Consider the following 25,797-nt stretch of genomic DNA (forward strand, 5'->3'; position numbering starts at 1 on the left):
CCTATTTAAAACATAAACGATTTGAAACAATGAAGAACATTCAGAAAGCATTATCAGTATGGATACTGACAGCCTGCACACTGCCGTTAGCTGCCCAATATCCAGTTATTCCGGATTCGGTAAAAGCCCGGGCAGCCCGACAGGAAGCTGAGATTGATCGGCGGTCGAACGAAGCATGGGAGAAAGCATTACCTATCGTATTGCAGGAAGCTCAACAAGGACGTCCCTACAAGCCTTGGGCTTCGAAGCCGGAGGATTTAGTTAAGAGTAACATTCCGGCATTTCCGGGTGCTGAGGGTGGAGGTGCTTACACACCGGGAGGCCGTGGCGGCAAAGTGATTGTTGTTACCTCTTTGGCCGATTCCGGTCCGGGATCATTCCGTGAAGCTTGTGAAACAGGTGGAGCGCGAGTTATTGTATTCAACGTATCCGGAGTTATTCATTTGAAAAGCCAGATCAACCTGCGTGCTCCTTACGTCACAATTGCCGGTCAAACAGCACCGGGCGATGGCGTCTGTGTGAGTGGGTCCTCTTTCTTGATTGATACCCACGATGTTGTTATCCGTCACATGCGTTTCCGTCGTGGAGCACAAGATGTTGCTTTCAGAGATGACGCTGTAGGAGGTAATGCGGTTGGTAATATCATTGTTGACCATTGTTCGGCAAGTTGGGGATTGGACGAGAATATGTCTATCTACCGTCACGTATACAATCGGGACGAAAGTGGTTATGGACTGAAACTGCCAACGGTTAACATTACGATCCAGAACTCGATCTTCTCCGAAGCCTTGGATACGTATAATCACTCTTTCGGAGCTACTATCGGCGGTCACAACAGTTCATTCTGTCGCAATCTGTTTGCGTCTAACATTAGCCGTAACTGTTCGGTAGGTATGAATGGCGGATTTAACTTTGTCAACAACGTAGTCTTTAACTGGTGGAACCGTTCGGTAGACGGAGGGGATAACACGAGCTTCTATAATATTATTAATAATTATTTTAAACCGGGACCTATTACTCCGGTAGGCAAACCGATTTCTTATCGTCTCCTTAAACCGGAAGCCGGTAGGGATCAGAGCAAGCCGATCTCTTTTGGAAAAGCTTTTGTTAAAGGTAACGTTGTGGATGGCAATGCTAAAGTAACCCGTGACAACTGGGACGGTGGTGTTCAATTGGCCGACAACGTAGATGCTAACAAATTCTTACCTCAGATCAAATCGGAACAACCTTTCGATATGGCTCCCGTAACAATCATGGATGCTAAATCTGCCTATACTTTCGTTTTAAATAATGTAGGAGCTACGTTACCCAGACGGGACGCTGTAGATACCCGTGTGGTTAAAACGGTAAAGACAGGTAAAGTCACTTATGTAGAGAATGCACCCGAATTTGTTTCTCCGTATGTAAAAAGACGCTTACCGGTCGATTCGTATAAACAAGGAATCATCACAGATATTCGTCAGGTAGGCGGACTTCCCGAATACAAGGGAGAATCGTATGTGGACTCGGACGGAGATGGCATGCCTGATAAATGGGAAATAGCCAACGGATTGAATCCGAATGATCCTTCCGACGCAGTGAAAGATTGTAATGGAGATGGATATACCAATATTGAGAAGTACATCAATGGTATGGACACCAAGAAGAAGATTGATTGGACTAACCCGAAGAATAATGGTGATACATTAGCCAAACGGACAAGTCTGATGTAAGCAGTATTCTTCAACTCGAAGAGTACTTCCGAACACTATATTGATACTTATAAAGTTTATTGTGATGAATATAAAGTTTAAAACACTCCTTCTGGGAATCTTGAGTACAGGGTTTGCGCATACTTATGCGCAAACCTTTGCTTTACAGGTCAAGAACGACCGGATTACGTATGTGAATGATTCCCGGGGAAACCGAATTCTTGATTTCTCTTATTGTGGTTATCAAAATTCAACTCAGGACATTCCTGCAGTCCGCACGGCTGTTTTTGTCCCTTACCAAACAGGAGATAACACGGCGCGTATCCAACGTGCCATCGATTATGTATCTTCGTTGAAGCCCGATGCTTCCGGTTTTCGTGGTGCGGTACTATTGGATAAAGGCGAGTTTCAGTTATCCGGTAGTTTGCGTATCGCCACATCCGGTGTTGTTTTACGGGGTGCGGATAAGAAACAGACCGTCTTGCTAAAGAAAGGAGTGGATAGAGGTTCACTCATTTATGTAGAAGGACTCGATGATGTTACCACTAAAGACTCCCTAGCTGTGCTATCGTCTTATGTACCGGTCAACTCGCTTACACTGGAAGTCGCTTCGGGAACATCATTACGCAAAGGTGACCGGGTTATGATTACGCGTCCTTCGAGCAAAGATTGGATCGCATCTATCGGATGTGATATCTATGGAGGAGGAATCAGTGCACTGGGTTGGAAAGAGGGAGATACCGATCTCACGTGGGACCGTACCGTGACAGCAGTCAATGGCAATCAGGTCACGGTGGATGCTCCGCTAACAGTAGCCTTGGATAGCAAGTTTAGTGCTTCTTTCGTTACCCCTTACCAATGGAACGGACGTATTCAGAATTCCGGTGTTGAGAACCTAACACTCGCATCCGACTACAACAAGCAATATCCGAAGGATGAAGATCACTGCTGGACAGGTGTTTCGGTTGAGAATGCGAGAACTGTTGGGTACGACGTGTTGACTTCCGTCATTTTGCCGGAAGCGCTGTTATTGTACAACGGACAGGAGCCCGCATCACTGTAGAAGACTGTATCTCCACCGAACCGGTATCCGAAATAGGAGGGATGCGTCGATGCACCTTCCATACACAAGGACAGTTGACTTTGTTCCAACGTTGTTACTCCGAACAAGGTATTCACGACTTCGCAGCAGGTTATTGTGCTCCGGGACCGAATGCTTTTGTACAATGTGATTCATACGAATCGTTGGGCTTTAGCGGTTCAATCGATTCATGGGCTTGCGGTTTGCTGTTTGATGTAGTGAACATCGACGGTCATAACTTGTCTTTCATGAATCTAGGCCAGGATAAAAACGGTGCTGGTTGGAATACGGCTAATAGTCTTTTCTGGCAATGTACAGCTGCTGAAATCGATTGTTATACACCGCAGCCGATGCACCCAACCGTGCCTACGGATGCTGGGCACAGTTCTCCGGTGATGGAGAATGGGACGAATCGAATAACCATGTGCAGCCTCGCAGTCTTTTCTATGCTCAGCTAGCCGAACGTTTGCAAAAGGGAGTAGACGAAAGAGCTCGTATATTACCTCGGAATACGAATGCAAGCAGTAGCCCGAAAGTAGAAGTTGCCATGGAGTTGGCCAAAGAAGCCTATACTCCGCGACTTACCCTGCAACATTGGATTGAAGAAGGACAATTTGCTCCATCCACGGCATCTACCGGATTAAAGGTGATTGATACGATTAAGGAGAAGATAATCAAAACTCCTGTTAAGCATACGGATATTTCCATTACGAACGGACGCATTCAGATGGATGGCGCCTTGTTAGTTGGCGGTAGTCATTCTACTCCTTGGTGGAATGGCAAGTTACGTACGAACTATTTAGAGAAAGCAAGTCCTGCTATTACCCGTTTTGTTCCGGGACGTGAGGGACTGGGACTGACCGATCGCATTGATTCAGTAGTGAACTTCATGAAGCAAAAGGATTTATTGGTATTCGACCAGAACTACGGACTCTGGTATGATCGTCGTCGGGATGATCACGAAAGAGTACGCCGTCGCGATGGAGATGTATGGGGACCATTCTATGAACAACCCTTTGGACGTAGCGGACAAGGTACTGCTTGGGAAGGATTGAGTAAATATGACCTCAAGCGTCCGAATGCATGGTACTGGGCTCGTTTGAAAGAGTTTGCCGAGAAAGGAGCTGATGAAGGTCTGCTTCTGTTCCATGAAAACTACTTCCAACACAATATTCTGGAAGCCGGTGCTCACTGGTAGACTGTCCATGGCGCACTGCGAACAACATTAATCAGACCGGATTCCCCGAACCTGTTCCGTTTGCCGGAGATAAACGAATCTTCATGGCCGATATGTTCTATGACATTGAGCATCCGGTACGCCGTGAACTTCATCGGCAATACATACGTCAATGCTTGAACAACTTTGCCGATGACGCGAATGTGATTCAGTTGACCAGTGCCGAGTTTAGCGGGCCGTTACATTTCGTACAGTTCTGGCTGGATGTAATAGCAGAATGGGAAGCCGAGACCGGTAAGAAAGCAAAGGTTGCCTTGAGTACAACTAAAGATGTGCAAGATGCGATTCTGGCTGATTCCAAACGTGCGGCCGTAGTGGATATTATTGATATTCGGTATTGGCATTATAAAGACGACGGAACCGTATGGGCTCCTGAAGGTGGTAAGAATATGGCTCCCCGTCAACATATGCGCCAAATGAAAGTAGGTAAGATTTCATTTGATGACGCATACCGGGCGGTTATCGAGTACCGTCAGAAGTTCCCTCAAAAAGCGGTTACGTTCTATTCGCAGAATTATCCGTCATTCGGATGGGCCGTATTTATGGCCGGAGGGTCTTGTCCCGTCATCCCTGTCAAGGACCAAGCGTTCCTGACGGATGCAGCTGCCATGGAGGTCGAAGAAACTGGTACGAAGGATTACCTCAAATTGGGAAAAATTGGTATTGGTGCGATCATTTATTCCAAGTCGGACGTAAACATCCCGCTTCAATTGGGCAGTGGAACCTATGCTTTAAAGTACATTAATCCATCCTCCGGGAAGATCGAAACGATCAATCTGAAGCTGAAGGTCAATGCTTTATACAACTTCACGCCTCCCAAGGGGAAGAGCGGTATTTATTGGTTTCATAAGAGTTAAACCGGAGCCCCTGCTAAGAGTCACTTAGCAGGGGCTTTTCTTTAGATAAGGTAATAACAGACAAAATATGTTATATAACATGATACTTAATATTTCATTCCACAAACCAATTATTACCTAATATTGCGCCGATTCCTCCTTAGTTTTGCATCATCAAATTTAGTCTAACAACTGCTGTGATGGAACAAACTAATAACAATGCCAACAATTTGCTCACTGCTTTTCAGGCAGGGGACCTAACTGCTTTTACTCAGTTATATAATTCGCATATAAACATTCTGCTTAATTATGGATCGAAGTTGACTTTTGATAAAGAACTACTCAAAGATTGTATCCATGATATATTCGTGAAGTTGTATGTGAAGAAGGATGAATTAGGCCGCATAGAGAATGTGAAATCTTATTTGTTTATATCATTAAAGAATAAGCTATGCGATGAGATACGCAAGAAAATGTATGTCTCCGATACAGCTGTAGAAGATACCAACGTTGCGTCACCCATTGACGTGGAAGATCTCTATATGGAGAAAGAAAGGCATAGAAATGAATTCTTTTTGGTACGGCGCTTGTTAGATCAGTTATCACCACGGCAACGTGAAGCTCTTACACTCTATTATATAGAGGAGAAGAAATACGAAGATATTTGCGAGATAATGAATATGAATTACCAGTCGATACGCAACCTGATGCATAGGGGATTGACCAAGTTGCGTACTTTGGCTAGTTAATAGGAAAATAAAGATGTTAGTGTGAGTACATTATAATTATTGCTGCGTCCTATATTTGAAAAGCTTAAAATGGATGCAAGTATGTGCTCTAAGGTAAAAGATTTTTTGACGGATGATAGTTTCATCAATTATGTGTTTGAGGTGTCTCAGGATGCGGTCTCTTGTTGGGAGACTTATCTGAAAGAGCATCCGGAACAAATAACAGATGTAGAAGAGGCCAAACAGATATTGTTGGCACCCGCAGATATAGCCTGTGATTTTACAACAGGTGAGTGCAAGGAATTAGAAAATAGGATAATTAGTAGTGTAGAAAGTTTTTCAGGAAAACTGTAATTAGGTTAGTTAAAACTAGAAGACTGTAATTTAAATAGTGGGGTAAAGGACTATGTGAACTTTACATCCCCCTATTTGAATTGCAGTCTTTCTTTTTAGGCCCTTTTTAGTGGGCAGGCAAGGGATGCTTGAACCCTCTTCAGGCAAGAGATAACTGGTAGGGGCCGGTACGCGTCGGTCTTTGTACGCAACTAAGTCAGTATAGGCAAGATTTGGCTCCTTCTCTTTTGTAAGCCGGTGAAAAACAGATTAATGAAATCGAATCAACTTTATATAGCTTGATAATGTTATAGGAATAGCTGAAGATGGTTTCGTCGGCAGAGGTTTCTACCCGATTCCTTGCTTGCATACAGACAGAAGACAATTGCATTCTTTTTCCAAAAATATGCAGGCTTTATCCGCTCCGAGCCATCTTTTTTTGTAATTTTGCACCCGATTTCAAAATATTACTGCATGAAGACAAGCGAATCTTTATTATCAATAAGTAAATTTATTGCTGAATATTCAGCCCATCTGATGGGAGCCGGTGTTCATACATCAAGGGTGGTGCGTAACTCGAAACGTATCGGTGACGCTTTTGGCGTTGATGTCAAACTAAGTGTGTTCCATAAGAACATCATACTGACGATTATCGATCCGGAGATAAATGAAGCATGCAATGAGGTAGTCGACATCCCGTCACACCCCATAAGCTTCGAGCACAATTCTGAGTTGAGCACATTGAGTTGGGAAGCCCTCGACAATAAAATGTCGCTGGAAGAGCTGACAGCTAAGTTTTATACGATTATCAATGCTCCCAAGATACATCCGTTGTTCGTATTGATATTGGTAGGATTCGCCAATGCTTCTTTCTGTAAACTCTTTGGTGGAGATTTATGCTCTATGGGCATTGTGTTCTCGGCAACCATTACCGGCTTTTTCCTGAAGCAGCAGATGCAGAAGAAAAAGATCAACCATTACGTTACTTTCATCGTTTCGGCATTTGTGGCTTCGCTCTGTGCTTCGACTGCTTGATCTTTGATACAACCTCGGAAATCGCTATGGCAACCAGTGTGCTGTATCTCGTACCGGGTGTACCTTTGATTAATGGCGTGATTGATGTTGTGGAAGGTTATGTCCTCACCGGATTTGCCCGACTGACAGAAGCCTCTTTGTTGATTGTTAGCATAGCAATCGGCCTTTCGTTCACTTTATTAATGGTAAAAAACAGCTTGATATGATCGCACTTGATATTTTAACCGACGCTTTCTTTGCCGCAGTGGCGGGTATCGGCTTTGGAGCTATCTCCGATCCTCCCTTGCGAGCATTCAAGATGATTGCAATATTGGCCGCTGTGGGACACGCCTGTCGCTTTTGTCTGATGACTTATTTAGGCATAGATATAGCCACCGCTTCACTTTTTGGTGGATTGGTCATTGGCTTTGGGAGCTTATGGCTTGGTAAAAAGGTCTATTGCCCGATGACCGTTCTTTATATTCCGGCCTTGCTTCCGATGATTCCGGGTAAGTTTGCCTACAACATGGTTTTCTCATTGATCATGTGCCTGCAAACCGTTAATGAGCCGGATCGGTTAGATAAGTATATGGGAATGTTCTTTTCGAATACGATGGTGGCCAGCACCGTTATTTTCATGTTGGCAGTGGGTGCTACGTTCCCTATGTTCTTATTTCCCGGTAGCTTTTTCATTAACCAGACACAAATAGGTCAATATGGAAATCTTTTGGAAAACTATTGCGTATTATAATTCGGCAACCTGGATACTTCAGGTTGTAATTGTCCTGATTGGCATTGTGCTGACAGCGATGCTCGTTCATAAACCTTCAGAGTGGAGCAAGCGACTGATGAAGGGGTATATGATTGTGCTATACACTTGGATTGCGGTTGTGTATTACTATATATATTGTGCCGAACGGAGTTACAACGGGGTGATGGCGTTGTTCTGGGGAGTAATGGCTGTCATCTGGGTCTGGGACCTAATCACCGATTATACCACGTTTGAACGTACGTATAAGTACGACTTCCTTTCTTACATTTTATTGGCGATGCCCTTTGTCTATCCATTGGTATCGTTAGCACGTGGATTGACCTTTCCGGGGATGACTTCGCCGGTAATGCCTTGTTCGGTCGTTGTATTCACCATCGGCTTGTTGCTGTTGTTTGCGCGTCGGGTCAATATGTTCCTCGTGCTTTTTCTTTGTCACTGGTCATTAATCGGACTCTCGAAGACATATTTCTTCCAGATTCCAGAAGACTTTTTGCTTGCCAGTGCCGCAATACCGGGACTCTATTTATTCTTCCGCGAATACTTCCTGAGCAATTTACACGCCGATACCAAGCCCAAAGCCAAGTATATCAATTGGCTGTTGATCGCCGTCTGCATCGGACTGGCTATCCTTTTAACAACGACTTTGTTCTTAGAACTGATGCCTAAAGGGTAATTCGTTTTCCCTTCGTTGAGTATATAACTGAATCTTCCGGAATATAGCCAGTTTGCCCAGGCAACTGAACTATGTTCCGGAAGATTCTTTTTCGGCTTTTCCGATTTGCTGTTTTAATAGGGAAACGTTATCTTTGAAAAATGAAGATCACGAAACGAATCTACGCATACAGTCTGCTGTGTCTGCTCTCCTGCACCGCTGCTTGGGGACAGACGATCGAGAAGATCGCTCCACCGAAGGGATATGTCCGCACGTCCTCAGACAAACAAACCTTCACCACTTATTTACGTCAGTTGCCACTTTTCCCCAAAGGAACCAAGGTCAAACTCTATAACGGACAGGAGAAACGCAATCAGGCCCCTACGTTTGCGGTGGTAGATATGGAGATTGGTAAGCGAGACCTACAGCAATGTGCCGATGCGGTGATTCGCTTGCGGGCGGAATATCTCTGGGCTCAGAAGAAGTATGAGGCAATCAGGTTCAACTTCACCAGTGGATTCCCAGCGGACTATACGAATTGGGCGGAAGGTAAGCGCATCCAAGTTAATGGAAATAAGGTGCAATGGTACACCTCCAATGTCGGAAAAGACTATTCGTACAAGACATTCCGCAATTATCTGGATGTGGTATTCATGTATGCCGGAACGGCTTCTCTTTCGAAAGAGTTGGTCACGGTTTCATACAACTCCTTGCAACCGGGGGATGTGTTTATTCAAGGTGGATATCCGGGGCACGCCGTCATAGTGGTCGATGTTGCGGTTAATCCGGCAGGGAAGAAGGTTTTTCTGTTGGCACAAAGTTATATGCCTGCACAACAAATTCATGTATTGGTCAATCCGACACAGCCTAATCTGTCCCCCTGGTATGAGTTGACAGAGTCGGATACCGGCAAATTGTACACACCCGAATGGACTTTTGAGAAGAAGGACTTGAAACGATTTAAATAACGGATAAGGCAACAGTCCGGTAGCTCGAAGATGTCGGGATGGAGCAGATTTGCAAGAACCCGGCAAGCAGGTAGGAGAGCCGAAGACTCGATTCCATATGATAGCTAAAACAGCCTTTCGCCAACATTTATTCACCATATAGTCGCATTACCTATCCCATGCATTAATCATTTATAGCCTGTTAGCTAGTCACTTAGCGGACGAATTAGAAACATTCGGTCGACCAAGCTAAAACAAGTATACATTTTGGTGAAAACATACACTCTTTTGAGTGAAAACAACAATACTTTTGCGTCAAGTTGACCGTACAAACCACACAAATACACCAATGAAGTATGCAAGAGACAAAAGAGAGCCGGGCAAAAGGAACGAAAGCCCTGGGCTTTTGCTCAGTAAGCTGCGGGCAAAAAAGAATTTGCCCCCGTCTTCCCGTCCGAATGCTTGCCTTTTTCAGTCCTAAACTCTAGTTTACATCCGAATATAGTTCGGTTGAATATAACAATAAGATAATTAAAATAGAATTTTATTGTGCATATAGAAATGATAATTGCGCATTGGAAGACAAATTAAAAACGCATCTTGTGTTTTAAAAGAAATCTGAGAAATTCTAATGACGCTAGAATTAAATAAAAATGCCGAGCCTGTTCCATTGGTCGAAACAAGCCCGGCATTTGCTTTCTAAAATACAAAATGTCAAAAGTGACAAATGGGTAATCGGAGTAAATCTTATCTTTTCAAGATGGCATTCAACTCTTCCCGCCAGTCGGCTCCGTTTATCGGTTGGAATGTTTGGAAGCCTAGTTCCTGTCCGATCTTTACATTCGAAGCGCCGTCGTCAATAAACAATGTTTCGGACGGAAGCAAACCACTATCTGCAAGCATCTGGTCGAATATCTCCCGTGCCGGTTTCGTATGGCCCATTTGATACGACAAATACATCTTATCGCAATAATTATACAACGGTATCTGTTTGGGTGAGAAGTCCGTGCTACATGCCCACGACATGACGAAAGGATTGGTATTACTCAATATATCCACTCGATAGGATTTTCTCAATTCCATAACATAATCCAGTTTATCCAAGTTGACATTACTGACGAAGCCTAACCATGCCTGCCGAGTCTCGTCGTACGACAATTCACGTCCGCACAATAATCCCAGTTCTTTCCGAAATTCATCCGCTGTCAGCTTACCTTCTTCCAAATCCTGAAAAATGCCTGTTTGGTGATACTTATCCAAACGCGTGTCTGCGTCGAGTAAGCCTATTTTAATAAAAGCCTGAACTGCTTTATCCCGGTCAATATCTACAATAACCCCTCCGAAGTCGAATACCAGATTCTTTATCATAATGTTCTGTTTTAATTTGCGGTACAAAGATACGTCTAAACTTTTTATTAAAAAACACGGAACGCTTGATCTTTATCAAGAAAAGGAAACATTAAAATCAGGTACACAAACTATTTTTACTAAGTAATATTTTTTATATTTGCATATCAAACCACTGATAAAGACGATTATGGACAATCTCCGCATTTTATTATACCTGCTGCTCTTCTCGCTGGCCGCCTGTCACCCGGAGGGGAGCCATGTGAAACAAGGATTGGATAAAGCCGCACAACTGATGGGGCAAGACCCGGATACGGCCGCCATTCTATTAGAAAGTATTCAAGTTGACCAAATGAACGAAGCCCAACTTGCTGAGTATTATCTGCTTCGCACGCAAGCCGACGAAGATAAAAACGTGCATCACACGTCCGATGAGCAGATCCAAAAAGCTGTATTGTATTTCGAAAAGCATGGAAACGCCTATGATAAGTCGAAGGCCTACTACTATTTGGCCTGTGTGGAAAGCGATTTAGGCCGAAAAGAAGAAGCCGGGACTCACTTCATGGAAGCGATTCGACTGGCGGCTCTTACTGAAAAATATGATCACTTGACCAAGGTATGCAAGCGTTGCAGTCTTTACTACCAACGAAACGGCAACTTTGATGAAGCACTCGAAATGGAAAGAAAAGCGTACGCCAGTCAGCTGATGTTAAACGATGCCAAGCAGCAGTCACCCCTTCTGTTGTCTTCCGCGCTGGGAGTTTTGGGCGTATTGTCCTTGCTCCTCGGCGTTATTTGGCAAAAGAATCGATCGGTCCGTTCCCAACTCAGTTTCTTTAAAGAAGAGATGTTGAGTAAGCGGGTGGAATCCGATCAGCTGGCACTTCAGTGCACGCACCTGGAAGAAAAATATCAATCACTCCAGATACAAATTTATGAAAGTTCTCCGGTGATATCCAAAGTCAGGCGATTGAAAGAACGGGTGCACACGCCATCCAAAGCGTTTGCGTTTACGGAGAATGATTGGTGTGAGCTCCTGCAACTTCAAGAAAACATCTACGGACTTGTGTCGAAGTTGAAAACGATGAGTCCCAAGCTGACCGAAGAAGACTTGCGTGTTTGTGCGTTTCTGCGTGAAGGCATTCAACCCTCCTGCTTTGCCGACCTCATGAAGAGTAGTTCGGAAACCTTAACGCGGAGAATATCCCGAATAAAAACAGAGAAATTGCCGTTTGCCGACTCCAAAGAATCACTGGAAGAGATCGTCAAATCCCTCTAGTCCGCAAATGTCCGTTCCCGTCCGGTGGGTATGTCTGGTTATCAGCCGTTTGCCCGCTTAGTTCATCCGTAGTCGTCCGCGTTAAAAATAGCGTTTGAGGCCGAAGTACTGTATTTTTGCAAGTAAAAAATGCAGTATAATGAACCTAGTTTTATTTAAAAGATGGAATAACGCAGGCGGTTGGATACTCTTTCTAATTGCCGCCTATGTATTTGGTTCTACCATCGAACCGACAACGAGCTACTGGGATTGCCCCGAGTTTATTTCTTGTGCCGAGAAACTTCAAATCGGGCATCCTCCCGGCGCACCGTTCTATATGTTAGTAGGTAATTTGTTCACTCAGTTTGCCGATTCACCGACTCATATAGCTTTGACAGTCAATTTGCTGAATGCCTTACTCAGTGCGGGTTGTATTCTCTTCCTTTTCTGGAGCATTACCCGCTTGGTCAAGCCCCTGATTGTGCCTGACAAATGTCAGTTGCTACAGATATCTGATGTCGTACTAATCTTAGGTAGTGGAGCGGTTGGAGCTTTGGCTTACACCTTTAGTGATACTTTCTGGTTCAGTGCGGTAGAGGGCGAAGTCTATGCTTTCTCTTCATTTCTTACCGCATTCGTATTCTGGCTGATACTCCGCTGGAAGATGAATCCAATTCGGTTTACGGTGATCGCTGGATTATCCTAATCGCCTATATAATAGGCCTTTCCATCGGTGTTCATCTACTCAATCTGCTTTGTATCCCGGCTATTGTATTGGTTTACTACTATCAGCAGAAACGACATTCAGTGACTTTCAAGGGAGCGGTAGGGGCGGTGCTCGTATCGGGTCTGTTGATTGCCTTCATCCTGTTTGTCTATATTCCCGGAATGGCAGAAGTAGGCGGATGGTTTGAGTTACTCTTTGTCAACGTATTAGGCTTTCCGTTCCACACCGGACTGCTTGTTTTCTTGCTCCTGTTCTTTCTGCTGGTAGGCGTTCTTCTGTGGCGATTTAAGAAACGTGTCGTGCAACTTTCGGCTTGGTGCATACTCATGCTGACAATCGGTTACACGAGTTACGCTGTCATCTTAATCCGCTCCAACGCCAATCCGCCACTCAATGAGAATGCTCCGGATAATATTTTCACCCTCAAGAGCTACCTCAACCGCGAACAGTATGAAAGTGTACCTTTATTCTATGGTAAAAGTTACGCTTCCGAACCGGAATACACTCCCGACGGTGATTACCTCAGAATAAAAACCAAGAAAGGCGATGCTATTTACCGTCCCGATCCGGAAGCCGGTATCTATCGGGTGATCCGTCACAGAGAGGAAGTATGCTACACACAAAAGATGCTTTTTCCCCGGATGTGGAATGACCGGGCGACTGAGGCGTACAAGAGTTGGTCTGGTGGAGAAGGGAAACTGCCTACTCAGAAAGAGAATCTGACGTACTTCATCCGATATCAGCTCAATCACATGTATTGGAGGTACTTCCTGTGGAACTTTGTTGGCCGGCAAAATGACTATCAAAGTACAGGCGAAGCGAGCATGGCAATTGGCTGACAGGTATTTCGGTATTAGACAACCTGCGCTTGGGCGACCAACAGTTGCTACCTCAGTCTTTACAGCAGAATAAGGGACACAATGTGTATTACGCTCTACCGCTCATACTCGGTTTACTGGGTATAGGGTGGCAGTGGACGCGGGGGAAACAGGGGAAGATGCAGTTCAGTGTTCTGTTCTTTCTTTTCTTCATGACGGGAATAGCCATCGTGCTGTATCTCAATCAGGCTCCCGATCAGCCCCGCGAAAGAGATTACGCGTATGCCGGCTCCTTTTATGTCTTTGCTATTTGGATGGGCTTGGGGGCTGCCGGATTGTGCGAATGGGTTCGGAAGAAGCGCACACGTCTGCTTCCTGTTTGTCTGTCGATGTTACTTTGTTTGTTAGTTCCCATCCAAATGGGTAGCCAGACATGGGATGATCACGACCGGAGCAACCGGTATACGTGTCGCGACTTTGGTTCTAATTACCTGATGACGCTTCCCGACCAAGGACATCCCATCATCTTCTGTAACGGTGACAACGACACCTTTCCGCTGTGGTATAATCAGGATACGGAAGAGGTCCGCAGAGACGCTCGTATCTGCAACCTGAGTTATGCGCAGACTGATTGGTATATCTACCAGCAACAGTGTCCCCTCTATGAGGCTCCCGGACTTCCCATCCCCTGGAAGCGGAAGCAGTATCAGGAGGGAACGAATGAGTATGTAGAAATACGTCCCGAGCTGAAAGGGCAGATTCAAGCGTTTTATCAGCAACATCCGGAAGAGGCTCGCCAAACCTTTGGCGAAGATCCGTTTGATGTTCGAAATATCTTGAAATATTGGCTTTTGCCGAGAATCCGGAGTTTCATATTATTCCCACCGATACAATCAGCTTGCCAATCGATAAGGAAGCCTTACTTCGCTCTAATATCATGCTTCCCGCCGCTATTCGTCACTTGAAAGGGGATGAGCTGCGCAATGCTTTGCCCGATCGTATGGAAATATCACTCAAAGGTATGCGTATGCTTACCAAAGTCGACCTACTGGTGTTGGAGGTACTGGCTAACTGTAATTGGGAACGCCCCCTGTACATGGCCATATCGGTGGGAGCGGTCAGCAAACTCAAACTGGATAACTTCCTTGTTATGGAGGGGCTGGCCTATCGGTTTACTCCCTTCGATTACCAACAGTGGGGAGACGCACAACAGCCTAACAGTTATGCCATGGATGTAGAAAGACTGTACGAGAACCTGATGGATAGATATAAATATGGTGGTTTGGATGCGCACCCTCTCTATCTGGATGAAACAACCCGCCGCATCTGTTACTCGCATCGCAGACTCTTTGCTCAGCTTGCCACACAGCTCTTGAAACAGGACGACGAGGTGCGTGCCCGCAAGGTATTGTCCTATGCTCGCCAAGTGCTTCCTGCCTACAATGTTCCCGAAGTGTACGAAAGTGGGCATTCGATCTGGCAGCTGCTTACGCCACTTTGGGTGAGAATGCGGAAGCTGAAAGGATCTTAACGTACCTCATTGCGGAGGCGGAAAGTTATGTCAATTGGAGTTTCTCGTTCGGAAGCAGTAATCTGCATTTTCTGGAAAGGGAATGTCTGTATCGCTTCTGGCAATGGAACCAATGCAATGAGTTGTTGCAAAGGGTTAGCGAAAAAGCTTGTCGGACGAGCAAGCAACGCTTTGAAGAGAAGTACACCTATTTCACTCAACTAATGAAAAACTATTCAACGCAATAAAATGAAACATCCGGAAACCAAACAAAAAGAGCGTTATGCGCTAATGGGGGCAAAAAACTGGCTTATCTTACTACTCGGCTCCTTGCTGATTATAGTCGGTTATATTTTAATGTATGGTGAGGGGAGTACGCTAACCGCCTACAATCCTGATATATTCGCCCCGCTGCGGATACGTATCGCACCGATCATTTGTCTTTCGGGCTATCTGCTCAACGTAGCAGGTATCTTGTGGGTGGCTCGAAAGAAATAGACAAAGAGAGGCGGATCTCCATGCGGTAATATCATAAAAAGCTTAAATAAGTCGGGAGAATGGGAAGGTGAGGTTGTATAAGTTAATAATAAACCATACATTTCATTCCATAAACACCGGATATCATGAATATCACTACTATTGAAGCTTTACAGCATGGAGATCATCAAGCCTTTGAAAAAGTATTTCTGGGCTATTTTGACAAAGTCAAGTATTTCCTGAACGGCCTCTTACGGTCGGAAGCTGATGCCGAAGAGTTGGCACAAGATATTTTCGTCAACCTATGGCAGAACCGCGAAGCCATCGATCCGCAAAAGTCTTTTAATACTTACCTATATACAATTGCGCGCAATACCGCATTGAATTACCTGAAACATCGATCGGTCGAGAACACTTTTCAGGAAAGTAGCGCGAATGCCATGCAGGAAGAAGCGTATGGACCCGACGAGATTCTATTCGCACAAGAAATCAATCTTCTGGTAGAGATGACTGTCAGCAGCATGCCTGCGCAGCGAAGCCGGATTTATCGAATGAGCCGCAATGAGTGCATTGACAATGCAGCCATCGCACAACAATTAGGTATCTCAAAGAAAACTGTTGAGAACCAACTCAGCTTGGCCTTGCAAGATATCCGAAGAGTTATTTCAGCTATATTAGTCCTATTTTGTTAGAAAAACGAGAACCTGGCCGGGAGTAAGTGTCCGGTTAGTTGTATTAAGATTGTAGACACTCAAAAACAAAATGTCATGAAAGAGAATTACGTTCGGCAAATACTTAACTTGTTTTTCACGCACGCATATCCGCCGCAGACAGAGGAGAAGGTCAAAGAATGGATTGCAAATAACTCTTCTACCAAGGAGGTGGATCGCACATTATTCGCTATTTGGAACGAGATAGCGATTCGTCCGAATAAGCAGACGCATCGCTCCCTTCAAAAGGTAAAAGTAGCTATCGGTTTCAGCGAACCTAATGGTAATCGGACGCTTTGGAGCCGGAGATGGTTTCAATGCGCAGCGGTCCTTATCCCGCTATTCGTTTTCGTTGCCACTTATCTGTACTTCCAGCCCGGAGTGGAAATGATTGAGGTAGCGACTACCGCCAGTGAACAGAAGGAGTGCCGGTTACCGGACGGTACGACGGTTATACTGAACGCGTGTAGCAGGGTTACCTATCCCTCGGCATTCAAAGCGGACACTCGCCGGGTTGTTCTGGAAGGAGAGGCCTACTTCTCTGTTACTTCTGATGCTGAAAAGCCCTTCATTGTATCCACAGACTACTTTTCGGTCAAAGTTCTCGGTACTGAGTTTGATATATCCGCTTATCCGGCTGATGAACGGGCATCGACTACACTGAGCAGTGGGCGTGTTGAGGTGCAGATGAAAGAGAGTAAATCGAAAGACTCCTATACGCTCGAACCTAGCCAGAAACTGATCTATGATAAAAGCAATCACTTGGTTTCCTTGCATAGGATCGATCTTACTTCAATGGATTGGAAAGATGGGAAACTGATATTTCGGGATACTTCCTTCCAAGATATGATCCGCATCTTACAACGGCGGTTCAATGTGACAATCGACTACAACCAGCAGGCTTTTCCCAACGTTCCTTATACCGTCAAATTCGTTCACGGGGAAGGTCTCGAGGAGATACTCAAGATCTTACAGGCTATGACGGGCGGCTTCAGCTATACCGTCCGTGGTGATGTTGTAAAGCTAACCCGAACCACTTCTACTAAATAAATCAGCAACTTTCAACAATACGCAACGATGTATTCAACAACGATATTATATAAGATGGGGGAAGTTCTCCCCAAGACCGTATGGCTCATTGCATTTCTTTTCATATCCATCCACACAAGCGCTCAAAAGGCAGAAATACAATTCTCCAAGCGCGACCTTACCGTAGAACAGGCTTTGCAACAGATTGAGAATCAAACCATCTATACGGTCGCTTATAGCAAAACTCAATTGGACGTGAAGCGGAGCGTAAAGCTCGAAACACGCAAGATAGGGGTAAAGGAGGCACTCGAGATGGTGCTAAAGGGTACCGGACTAACCTACCAAGTACAAGGGAATCACCTGATTATCTCCACAACCGACGGAGGGGTGCAGCCTTCCGGCAAGAAACCTACGCAAACCGTCCGAGGGGTGATCATTGACAGTCAGACTAAAGTGCCCATTGAATTTGCTTCCGTACAAATAGTCGAGCTTCCTACTTTAGGATCGGTGACTGATAGCTTGGGGCGCTTTCGGTTGTCGAATATCCCCGTGGGGCGTTACACCATTCAGACTTCTCTGATGGGGTATCGCACGCAACTGATCACGGAATTGTCGGTAACTTCTTCCAAAGAGGTGTATCTCGTAATATCGGTAGATGAGGACATCCATCGCTTGAACGAGGTGGTCATACAACCGGAGATATCCAAGGATCGGCTAGTCAACCCGATGGCAATTACCGGTGGACGCATGATCAGCATGGAAGAAGCGTCTCGTTTTGCTAACGGCTTCGACGATCCGGCTCGCTTAAGCGCTGCTTTTGCGGGAGTTGCCGGAGATATCGGTACAAATGCCATTGCTATCCGGGGGAACTCGCCCCAATTTACACAATGGAGACTGGAGGGGATTGAAATACCTAACCCTACGCACTTTGCGGACTTAGCCGGTCTGGGTGGCGGGTTTCTTTCTGCACTTAGCACGCAAGTGATTGGCAACTCTGACTTTTACAACGGCGCTTTTCCGGCCGAATACAGCAATGCGCTGTCTGGTGTCTTCGATATGCACATGCGAAACGGAAATAACCAACGCTACGAACATACGTTCCAATTCGGACTTTTGGGCATCGATTTGGCATCGGAGGGACCGATCAGCAAGAAACAAGGGAGTTCTTATCTGGTCAACTATCGCTTCTCTACAACTTCATTGGCTTCCGGTAACGACATTAACCTCAAGTATCAGGACTTAGCTTTCAAACTGAACTTCCCGACTCAACGGTCCGGCACTTTCTCAATCTGGGGGTTAGGGTTGCTCGACAGAAACAAGACGAAACCTCTTGAACGGTCGGAGTGGGAGACCATTGGCGACCGTCAGTTCGGAACGAATCAACTGGATAAAGCGGCAGCAGGCGTGGCGCATCAGTATTTAATCAATGATCAGACGTATATCCGCTCTTCTTTGGCTGCGACTTACGCACAGGATCATACGATGGTCAATCAGGAGACCGAGACCGGGGGAAGAGTCAGCGTAGGAGACATCCAGAATTCGAAGTGGGATTTGCTGTTCAACGCTTACTTGAATAAGAAGTTCTCTTCGAATCATGTCAATCGGACCGGAATTACGGTTACCGGATTGATGTACGACCTTGATTATAAGATCAGCCCGTACTTCGGACTGGATATTCCGATGGAACAGATAGCGAAAGGAAACGGCCAGAGCTTGGTTCTCTCGGCCTACAGTACCTCAATGATCGACCTAAATCGCAACTTAACCGCTAGTTTGGGAGTCAACGCGCAATACTTCACGCTGAATAAGAACTGGTCAATAGAGCCACGGGTAGCTTTGAAGTGGCGTATGCAACCCCGACACGCTCTGTCATTTGCCTATGGCCTACATAGCCGAAGAGAGAAATTAGACTATTATTTCGTAGAGAAAGAGGTGAATGGGCAAACGGAATCCAACCGGTACCTGGACTTCTCCAGGGCGCATCACTTCGGAATAACGTACGACTGGAATATAAACCAAGGCTTGCATTTCAAAGTAGAACCTTATTATCAGTATCTTTTCGACATACCGGTCGAAGCGAATTCTTCTTTTTCTATCATCAATTATCAGGAGGTATATCTGGATCGAATCTTAAAGAATAAAGGACGAGGAGTTAATTACGGAATCGACTTAACGCTGGAGCAATACATGAAAAACGGGTTCTATTATATGCTCACAGGTTCGCTATTCAAGTCGAGGTATAAAGGCTCCGACCACATCTGGCGCAATACCCGGATGGATAAATCGTACCTGATGAATATAGTTGCCGGTAAAGAATGGATGGTGGGAAAGCGGAAACAGCATGTATTCAGTGTGAACGGACGTATATTCTTTCAGGGAGGAGGATGTTATACGCCGGTGGACGAGGACAGGAGCTTGGACGAACATGATATTGTATTCGATGAGTCGAAAGCGTTTAGTAAAAGGTTCAAACCTTCTGTCAACGGCGACCTAGCGATTAGTTATCGGATTAATAAAAAGAAGATATCGCATGAATTCTCGCTCAAAGTACTCAATGTAGGCGTAAGAACGGGTATGCACTTCTATCAATATAACGAAAAGATACACCGTATCGAGTCCAAAGATGGCAACGGATGCATTCCTAATATCAGTTACAAAATCTATTTTTAACGAAACATTCCATAATTCAGTAATTTTGGTATTACAATCAGTAATATGGATACTACCGCCGCATCCAAATTCTGGTATCTTTGCGCAAAAGAATTAGGTATATGCGTTTATTTAAGAAAACCAGAATGTATATGATTATTGGAAGTATAGTAGGAATAGCAGCTTTGCTGGCTCTTTTCGTTTTCATATTTATCAACCAACCTGCCTTTGGAAGACTTCCCACTGGGGAAAGACTCGAACGAGTGAAGAAATCGGCTAATTATAGGGATGGTAGTTTTAAGAACCAACACGAGACCGTGTTAATGACTTCACAACAAAACCGATTGGTGGCAATGTGGAACTTCCTCTTTAAAAAGGTGGAGGGGCTTCGTCCGGACCAACCCATCCGGGCAACTAAAGTCGATCTGCATCATCTAAACCGGAACGAGGAGGTATTGGTTTGGTTCGGACACTCTTCTTACTTTATTCAGACGGGAGGAAAACGCTTCTTGGTAGATCCGGTATTCCACATCGCTTCTCCGGTGTCGTTTGTCAATAAGCCTTTTAAAGGAGCGGATCTTTATAAAGCGGAGGATATGCCGGATGTTGATTACCTGGTCATTACGCACGACCATTGGGATCACCTGGACTATCACACGGTGAAAGAGCTGAAAGACAGAATCGGCAAGGTGATTTGTCCCTTAGGTGTGGGTGAGCATTTTGAATATTGGGGATTTGGCAAAGATCGGCTGGTTGAGCTTGATTGGAATGAGAAAGCTGATCTCAATGCGGGCTTTACCATGCATTGTCTGCCTGCCCGGCATTTCTCGGGTCGGGGACTGACTCCTAACCAATCACTTTGGGCCTCGTTCTTGTTGGAAGCTCCCCAAGAGACTATTTTTATTGGAGGCGATGGAGGGTATGATACTCATTTCTCGAAGATCGGGCAACAGTTTCCGAATATTGATTTGGCTATACTTGAGAACGGACAATACAATGAGGAATGGAAACATATCCATCTAATGCCGCAATATATGGCTCAGGCAGTGAAAGACTTGAAGGCCAAAAGGGTTCTTACCGTACACCATTCTAAATATGCGTTGGCTAGGCATCGTTGGGATGAACCGATTAAGAATGCTGAGAACATGGCCAGCCACGATTCACTGAATGTCTTGATGCCAGCTATCGGTGAGGTTCTGCAACTGTCCAAATAACAACATACACATTGACTAATTAATAGCGTAATAAAATGAAGAAGAAAATAGTAGTACTTTCTTCCACCCCGCGCAGAGGTGGAAACTCCGACAGACTATGTGATGAATTTATAAAAGGTGCCGAATCAACAGCACACCAAGTAGAGAAAATACGGCTCAAGGATAAGCAGATCAATTTCTGCACAGGATGTGGAACTTGCAGTACACACGGCAAACCTTGCCCTCAGAAGGATGATGCAAACAGTGTACTTCAGAAGATGATCGATGCGGATGTTATTGTTATGGCTACACCAGTCTATTTTTATACGATGTGTGCCCAGATGAAAACACTCATTGATCGCTGTTGCGCCCGTTACCTCGAAATGAAAAATAAAGAGTTTTACTTTATTATTGCTGCCGCAGATGAAGACCTTTCGATGATGGAACGCACAGTTGAAGCTTTCGTGCTTTCCTCGATTGCCTGGAAGAACCGGTAGAAAAGGGTGTTGTCTACGGAATTGGCGCCTGGAATGTTGGAGATATTGAAGGTAGATCCTCCATGCAGGAAGCCTACAATATGGGGTGCAATGCCTAAGTCTTAGCAAAGAGAACCGTTCAGGCTCTGGATGACGGCTATACGCTTAGTCACTCAGGGCCTGAATATCGTCTTCTTTACCGTATTTACTGGGACTTATATTAAAGTGTTTCTTGAATACTTCACGGAAATATTTACTATCACTGAAGCCGGTCATTTCAGCTACTTCGGTAATTGAGAGATCTCCTTCTTGCAATAATTGTGCTGCTCGCTTCAACCGGATGATACGGATATAGTCCGCCGGAGCTTGACCGGTCATTGCCTTCAACTTATTATAGAAACTGGTGCGACTCATGTTATGCAAGGAGCAAAGAGAGTCGACCGTAAAGTCTGGCGAGCTAAGATTCTCTTCAATATTCTTCCTTGCTTCCGACATAAACTTCCAATCAAGCGAATTTATGCCATTTCCCGTTGGAATCACATTCTCAGTCGTAGTATCGATATTGATATATCGGTTGCGAAGTAACGTTCTATTGGCTAGTATATTGGATATTCTCGCTCTTAGAATTACAATGCTGAAAGGCTTCACTATATATTCATCGGCTCCAGTTTGCAATCCCTCCAAGATATTCTCTTCACCTCCCAAGGCAGTCAACAGCAAGATAGGGATATGTGAAGTTTCAATATCGCTCTTGATGGCAAGGCATAATTCATCTCCCCGCATCTCGGGCATCATGATATCCGACAGGATAAGTTCCGGCCAGAATTCTTTCACAATAATCAGCGCCTCCTTTCCATTGGAACAGGCCTGCACGTTATACATGCCGGACAGCGAGTTGACCAGATAGAAACGGAGTTCATCGTTATCTTCAACAATCAGGATACGTTGTAGAAGGGTGACGTTCGTCTGTATCGTTTTAGGTATAATATTGACATCACTCATCTGGATAATTTGCTTCTCTGATTTTGAAGATGCCACAAACTTAGACTGTCGGAAATGAGTGTATCCTTTCGGGAAAAGTACTTTAATTACTGTCCCCTGTTGCTCCGTACTTTCTATATTTATTTTTCCTCCATGAAGACGGACCAATTTCCATACCAGCATCAAACCGATTCCGCTACCCGTAATCTTGGAATTAATAACATTTGCTCCTCTAAAGTGTACTTTGAATAACTTATTTTGTTCAGAAGCAGGAATACCTATCCCTGTATCGCGAATCTCTAGTTTCCACGACTCTTTAGTATCTGATACGATTAGATTAACACGCCCTCCTTCAGGGGTATACTTTAGTGCATTGGATAAAAGGTTCTTGAGGATTGAATCCATCTTTTCCTTATCAAACCATACATTTAGATAGCTGAATTGACTCTCATAGGTAAAATCAATGTGCTTGATGGTGGCATACGAACGAAATGTTTCGCAGGCTTCCTGTATATAGGCATTTAACTCATATTCGGATATGTGTAGTTCGGATGAGTATACATCGGCACGTTCAAAATTGATCAGGTTAGTGGTTAATCGTAAAAGAACATCCACATTACGCAAAGCTGTGTTCAATCGATTCGTCCCCTTATCACTAAAGACTTCTTCTTCTAGCAACTCTTCTAAAGGAGCTTTTATCAAAGTCAGCGGTGTGCGAATATCGTGAGCCGTATTAATGAAGAAACGAGTCTTTTCATCGGATATTTTCTTTTGCTTCTTTAGGTTCAGCAGTCGTAAAGCGATGACAAACATCATCGCAATTAATAGTGTATAGATAAGAATAGCACCTCCACTTAACCATAGCGGTTGGGCTATGGTTATTTTCATCTGCCTCTCTTCAAAGACATTATTCGACTCTTCTTTCGATACAGCACGTACGCGGAGCGTATATTCTCCCGGGTTTAGATTCGTAAAGCGAATGATATTGACTGTATTTAACTGCACCCATTCATCGTAAAACCCTTCTAGTTTCCAGTAATACAATATATTAGCGGGGAAATCATAGTTGATCGACGAAACTCGAAACGAGAATGTGTTTTGGTCGGAACTAAGTTTGAGAACGTTTGTTTCATTAATGTCTTTTGTTAGCGGTGAATCTTTTTCTCCCGGATAGGTAGGCTGATAAGATAGGAGGAAGTCACTAAATATCATTTTACTATATACATAATTGGGGAATTTCACATTCTCCGGAAATTGGATTGCTCCATCTATGCTACCGAAAACAAAATCTTTGTTTTTCCGCAGTACACCTGCGCCTGCATTAAAACAAGCCGACATCAATCCTTGTTCGCGAGTCCAGTTATGGAAAGATTTGTCTTTGGTCGAGAAACTAGTAATCCCATTTTCAGTGCTCATGAGTATATTTCCGTTCAATTCAGGCAGAATTGCAAATATACCATTCGAGACTAATGCCGAATTCTCTGTTGAGTATTGTTCAAACGTTCTGTTCACTATGTTATAAACCAGTAGCCCCGAACCGCTGGTTCCAATATAGAGCAGTCCGTTGTCCGTTTGATAAAGCGCATTAATATAGTTAGACTCCACTGACATTTCAATGAAATGATACTTTCCGGTGTTGCGATTTAATAAATACAAACCTGAAGAAGTACCGATCCACATATGATTAGCATCTCTTTCCTCAATAGCAGTGATGGAGTTAACCCCGGGGTATAAGCGTACAGAGTTGCTTTTCAAATCAAAGCATTTTAAGTTGTAATAACCTCCCGACCAAATATATCCTTCGGAGTCTTTGATCATTGCACGGATATATTTATCGGGGCGAATATTTACGGATGTTAGTAGAGAAGGGGAGAAGTACTCAACAGAAAGTGTTTTTTTATTTATTTTGTATAAACCGGATGTGTATCCTCCTGCCCAAATAATACCTGGAGAAACTTCACACAAAGTGATAAAGATATTATTTTTATCCTTTAGATGTCGGTCAAAAGAACTCAGGAATGAATGCCATTTCTTACTTTTGGAATCATAGTAACTGATTCCATTGCTAGTGCCAAACCATAGATCTCCATCACAATCTTCAATCACTGAATAAACCTGATCGTTAACCAGTGATTGTTTATTATTGACAGAGTGTTTAATCCAATGGTAATTGGTATATCGATGATCAATGACAGTAACTCCCGTAGGATAATTAGCCAACCAAATACGTTTTTTCTCATCTATATATATGTCGTTGATGTTGTTGCCATTCATCTCGTTGTAACTCTCATAGTTAGCGACGATATACGGGCTGGCTTCACAAGAATTGACGTTTATTTTATAAATTCCCATTCCTTCAGTGGCAACAAGCAACTCTTTCTGATTTAAGGGCCGTATTCGGGTTATGCTTACATCACTTAAATCAGTGTCGGATTGAATGATACGACGCGTATGCATGTCATAAGCAAAGACTCCTTTTTCAAATGTACCGACAAACAACCGTTGAGATGTGCGATGATAGTACAATTCATTTGCTTGCAAATGAATCCGGTCTAAAGCTTGATGAGGGATTATATGTAAAGCATTGTTTTTAAATTCTACGTATCGTACACTTGTTTCCGTAGCAATGAAAAAATGTGATTTATCGACTTGCTTTATAACGGTTATATTACTTTTCAATATATTGGGGAGCTGGAGAGTCTGATTGCTTAAAGTATTGTATATTGTGATAGAATCTTTACTGCATAGCCAAAATCGATAGTTTTCATCCATAAAACCGTAGCTGATAGCTTCCGGAACTCCGGTCAGCTTGTAAATCATCTTGAAACGATCGTATTTTTTTTCGTATTGAAAGACACAACCCCGTTGTCCAATAACCCATATCCCGTCGTTCTTACCCATATATAACCAGCCTAGATATATCTGAGAGTTGTCTGTTCTTTCTTCCTCAATCAATTTGTAATGCTTCATATCCTTACCATTGAAGCGATCCATGCCCTCGTTGGTAAGAAACCACATGTATCCTTCCGAGTCTTTTTGAATATTGAATATTCTCCGGTTACTCAATCCATCTTCCACTCCTATATATCTATATGTTTGTGCAGAGGCGGTGAAAGCAAAGAAAAAGAGAAATAATACAATAACTCTCATAGAACATTTGTTTATTTTTAGAGAATTGAAATAAGCTGAATCCGATGATCTACAAAATAAAAGAAAAAGCATGAAATTTCCAAGAAAAAAGAGTCTTTTGAAAGGGAATCTATATGTTTTTTAATTTTACAGTGTATATTTCTCTATTTATCCTTATAGCCTTGACTATATTATGAGCTAA

At 44.0% G+C, this 25,797-nt stretch carries 13 protein-coding genes and 5 pseudogenes; 16 read left to right on the top strand and 2 right to left on the bottom strand.

What is annotated here, in order from left to right; all coding sequences use genetic code 11:
- Positions 1-29 precede the first annotated feature (29 nt).
- The 8 genes and pseudogenes from JCM10512_RS06125 (at position 30) to JCM10512_RS06160 (ending at position 9,312) form a co-directional block, all read left to right on the top strand.
- Complete coding sequence (locus JCM10512_RS06125; RefSeq protein WP_044161678.1) at positions 30-1,712, top strand: thrombospondin type 3 repeat-containing protein; 1,683 nt, start codon at positions 30-32, stop codon at positions 1,710-1,712.
- 64 nt (positions 1,713-1,776) lie between these two features.
- Positions 1,777-4,866, top strand: a pseudogene (locus tag JCM10512_RS06130) (DUF6298 domain-containing protein).
- Between the two features lie 179 nt (positions 4,867-5,045).
- Complete coding sequence (locus tag JCM10512_RS06135; RefSeq protein ID WP_044161431.1) at positions 5,046-5,594, top strand: RNA polymerase sigma factor; 549 nt, start codon at positions 5,046-5,048, stop codon at positions 5,592-5,594.
- An 81-nt stretch (positions 5,595-5,675) separates the two neighbouring features.
- Positions 5,676-5,927 carry a hypothetical protein gene (locus tag JCM10512_RS06140; RefSeq protein WP_044161680.1) on the top strand — a complete coding sequence of 84 codons (252 nt, stop codon included), beginning with the start codon at positions 5,676-5,678 and terminating at the stop codon, positions 5,925-5,927.
- A gap of 516 nt (positions 5,928-6,443) precedes the next feature.
- Positions 6,444-7,147, top strand: a pseudogene (locus JCM10512_RS06145) (threonine/serine exporter family protein).
- A pseudogene (locus tag JCM10512_RS06150) lies at positions 7,144-7,630 on the top strand (threonine/serine exporter family protein). Before JCM10512_RS06145 ends, JCM10512_RS06150 begins: the two co-directional pseudogenes overlap by 4 nt.
- A 6-nt stretch (positions 7,631-7,636) precedes the next feature.
- Positions 7,637-8,365 carry a DUF6064 family protein gene (locus JCM10512_RS06155; protein WP_044161433.1) on the top strand — a complete coding sequence of 243 codons (729 nt, stop codon included), beginning with the start codon at positions 7,637-7,639 and terminating at the stop codon, positions 8,363-8,365.
- 140 nt (positions 8,366-8,505) lie between these two features.
- Positions 8,506-9,312 (top strand): DUF4846 domain-containing protein, encoded by an 807-nt coding sequence (locus JCM10512_RS06160; protein WP_044161435.1) that lies wholly within the window; start codon positions 8,506-8,508, stop codon positions 9,310-9,312.
- Positions 9,313-10,038: 726 nt separating this feature from the next.
- Here the strand turns inward: JCM10512_RS06160 and JCM10512_RS06165 are convergent.
- The gene (locus tag JCM10512_RS06165) at positions 10,039-10,659 is read right to left on the bottom strand and encodes an HAD family hydrolase (RefSeq protein WP_044161683.1); all 621 of its coding nucleotides are present in this window, start codon (positions 10,657-10,659) and stop codon (positions 10,039-10,041) included.
- A 169-nt stretch (positions 10,660-10,828) separates the two neighbouring features.
- Here JCM10512_RS06165 and JCM10512_RS06170 point away from each other — a divergent pair, with 169 nt between their 5' ends.
- The 8 genes and pseudogenes from JCM10512_RS06170 (at position 10,829) to JCM10512_RS06205 (ending at position 21,604) form a co-directional block, all read left to right on the top strand.
- On the top strand, positions 10,829-11,917 hold the full coding sequence (locus JCM10512_RS06170) for a tetratricopeptide repeat protein (protein WP_044161437.1): 1,089 nt from the start codon (positions 10,829-10,831) through the stop codon (positions 11,915-11,917).
- Positions 11,918-12,056: 139 nt separating this feature from the next.
- Positions 12,057-15,199, top strand: a pseudogene (locus JCM10512_RS06175) (glycosyltransferase family 117 protein).
- A gap of 1 nt (position 15,200) precedes the next feature.
- Positions 15,201-15,449: a DUF3098 domain-containing protein gene (locus JCM10512_RS06180; RefSeq protein WP_044161439.1), complete on the top strand. Its 249-nt coding sequence runs from the start codon at positions 15,201-15,203 to the stop codon at positions 15,447-15,449.
- Between the two features lie 125 nt (positions 15,450-15,574).
- On the top strand, positions 15,575-16,120 hold the full coding sequence (locus JCM10512_RS06185) for an RNA polymerase sigma-70 factor (protein WP_044161451.1): 546 nt from the start codon (positions 15,575-15,577) through the stop codon (positions 16,118-16,120).
- Between the two features lie 75 nt (positions 16,121-16,195).
- On the top strand, positions 16,196-17,188 hold the full coding sequence (locus JCM10512_RS06190; RefSeq protein WP_044161453.1) for a FecR family protein: 993 nt from the start codon (positions 16,196-16,198) through the stop codon (positions 17,186-17,188).
- A gap of 54 nt (positions 17,189-17,242) precedes the next feature.
- Positions 17,243-19,837 carry a carboxypeptidase-like regulatory domain-containing protein gene (locus JCM10512_RS06195; protein ID WP_148298287.1) on the top strand — a complete coding sequence of 865 codons (2,595 nt, stop codon included), beginning with the start codon at positions 17,243-17,245 and terminating at the stop codon, positions 19,835-19,837.
- A gap of 92 nt (positions 19,838-19,929) precedes the next feature.
- On the top strand, positions 19,930-21,030 hold the full coding sequence (locus JCM10512_RS06200; protein WP_304523431.1) for an MBL fold metallo-hydrolase: 1,101 nt from the start codon (positions 19,930-19,932) through the stop codon (positions 21,028-21,030).
- A 35-nt stretch (positions 21,031-21,065) separates the two neighbouring features.
- A pseudogene (locus JCM10512_RS06205) lies at positions 21,066-21,604 on the top strand (flavodoxin family protein).
- Between the two features lie 46 nt (positions 21,605-21,650).
- Here JCM10512_RS06205 and JCM10512_RS06210 read toward each other — a convergent pair.
- Positions 21,651-25,616 (bottom strand): hybrid sensor histidine kinase/response regulator transcription factor, encoded by a 3,966-nt coding sequence (locus JCM10512_RS06210; protein WP_044161455.1) that lies wholly within the window; start codon positions 25,614-25,616, stop codon positions 21,651-21,653.
- Between the last annotated feature and the right edge of the window lie 181 nt (positions 25,617-25,797).

The sequence above is a fragment of the Bacteroides reticulotermitis JCM 10512 genome, from assembly GCF_000517545.1.
GTDB lineage: Bacteria > Bacteroidota > Bacteroidia > Bacteroidales > Bacteroidaceae > Bacteroides > Bacteroides reticulotermitis.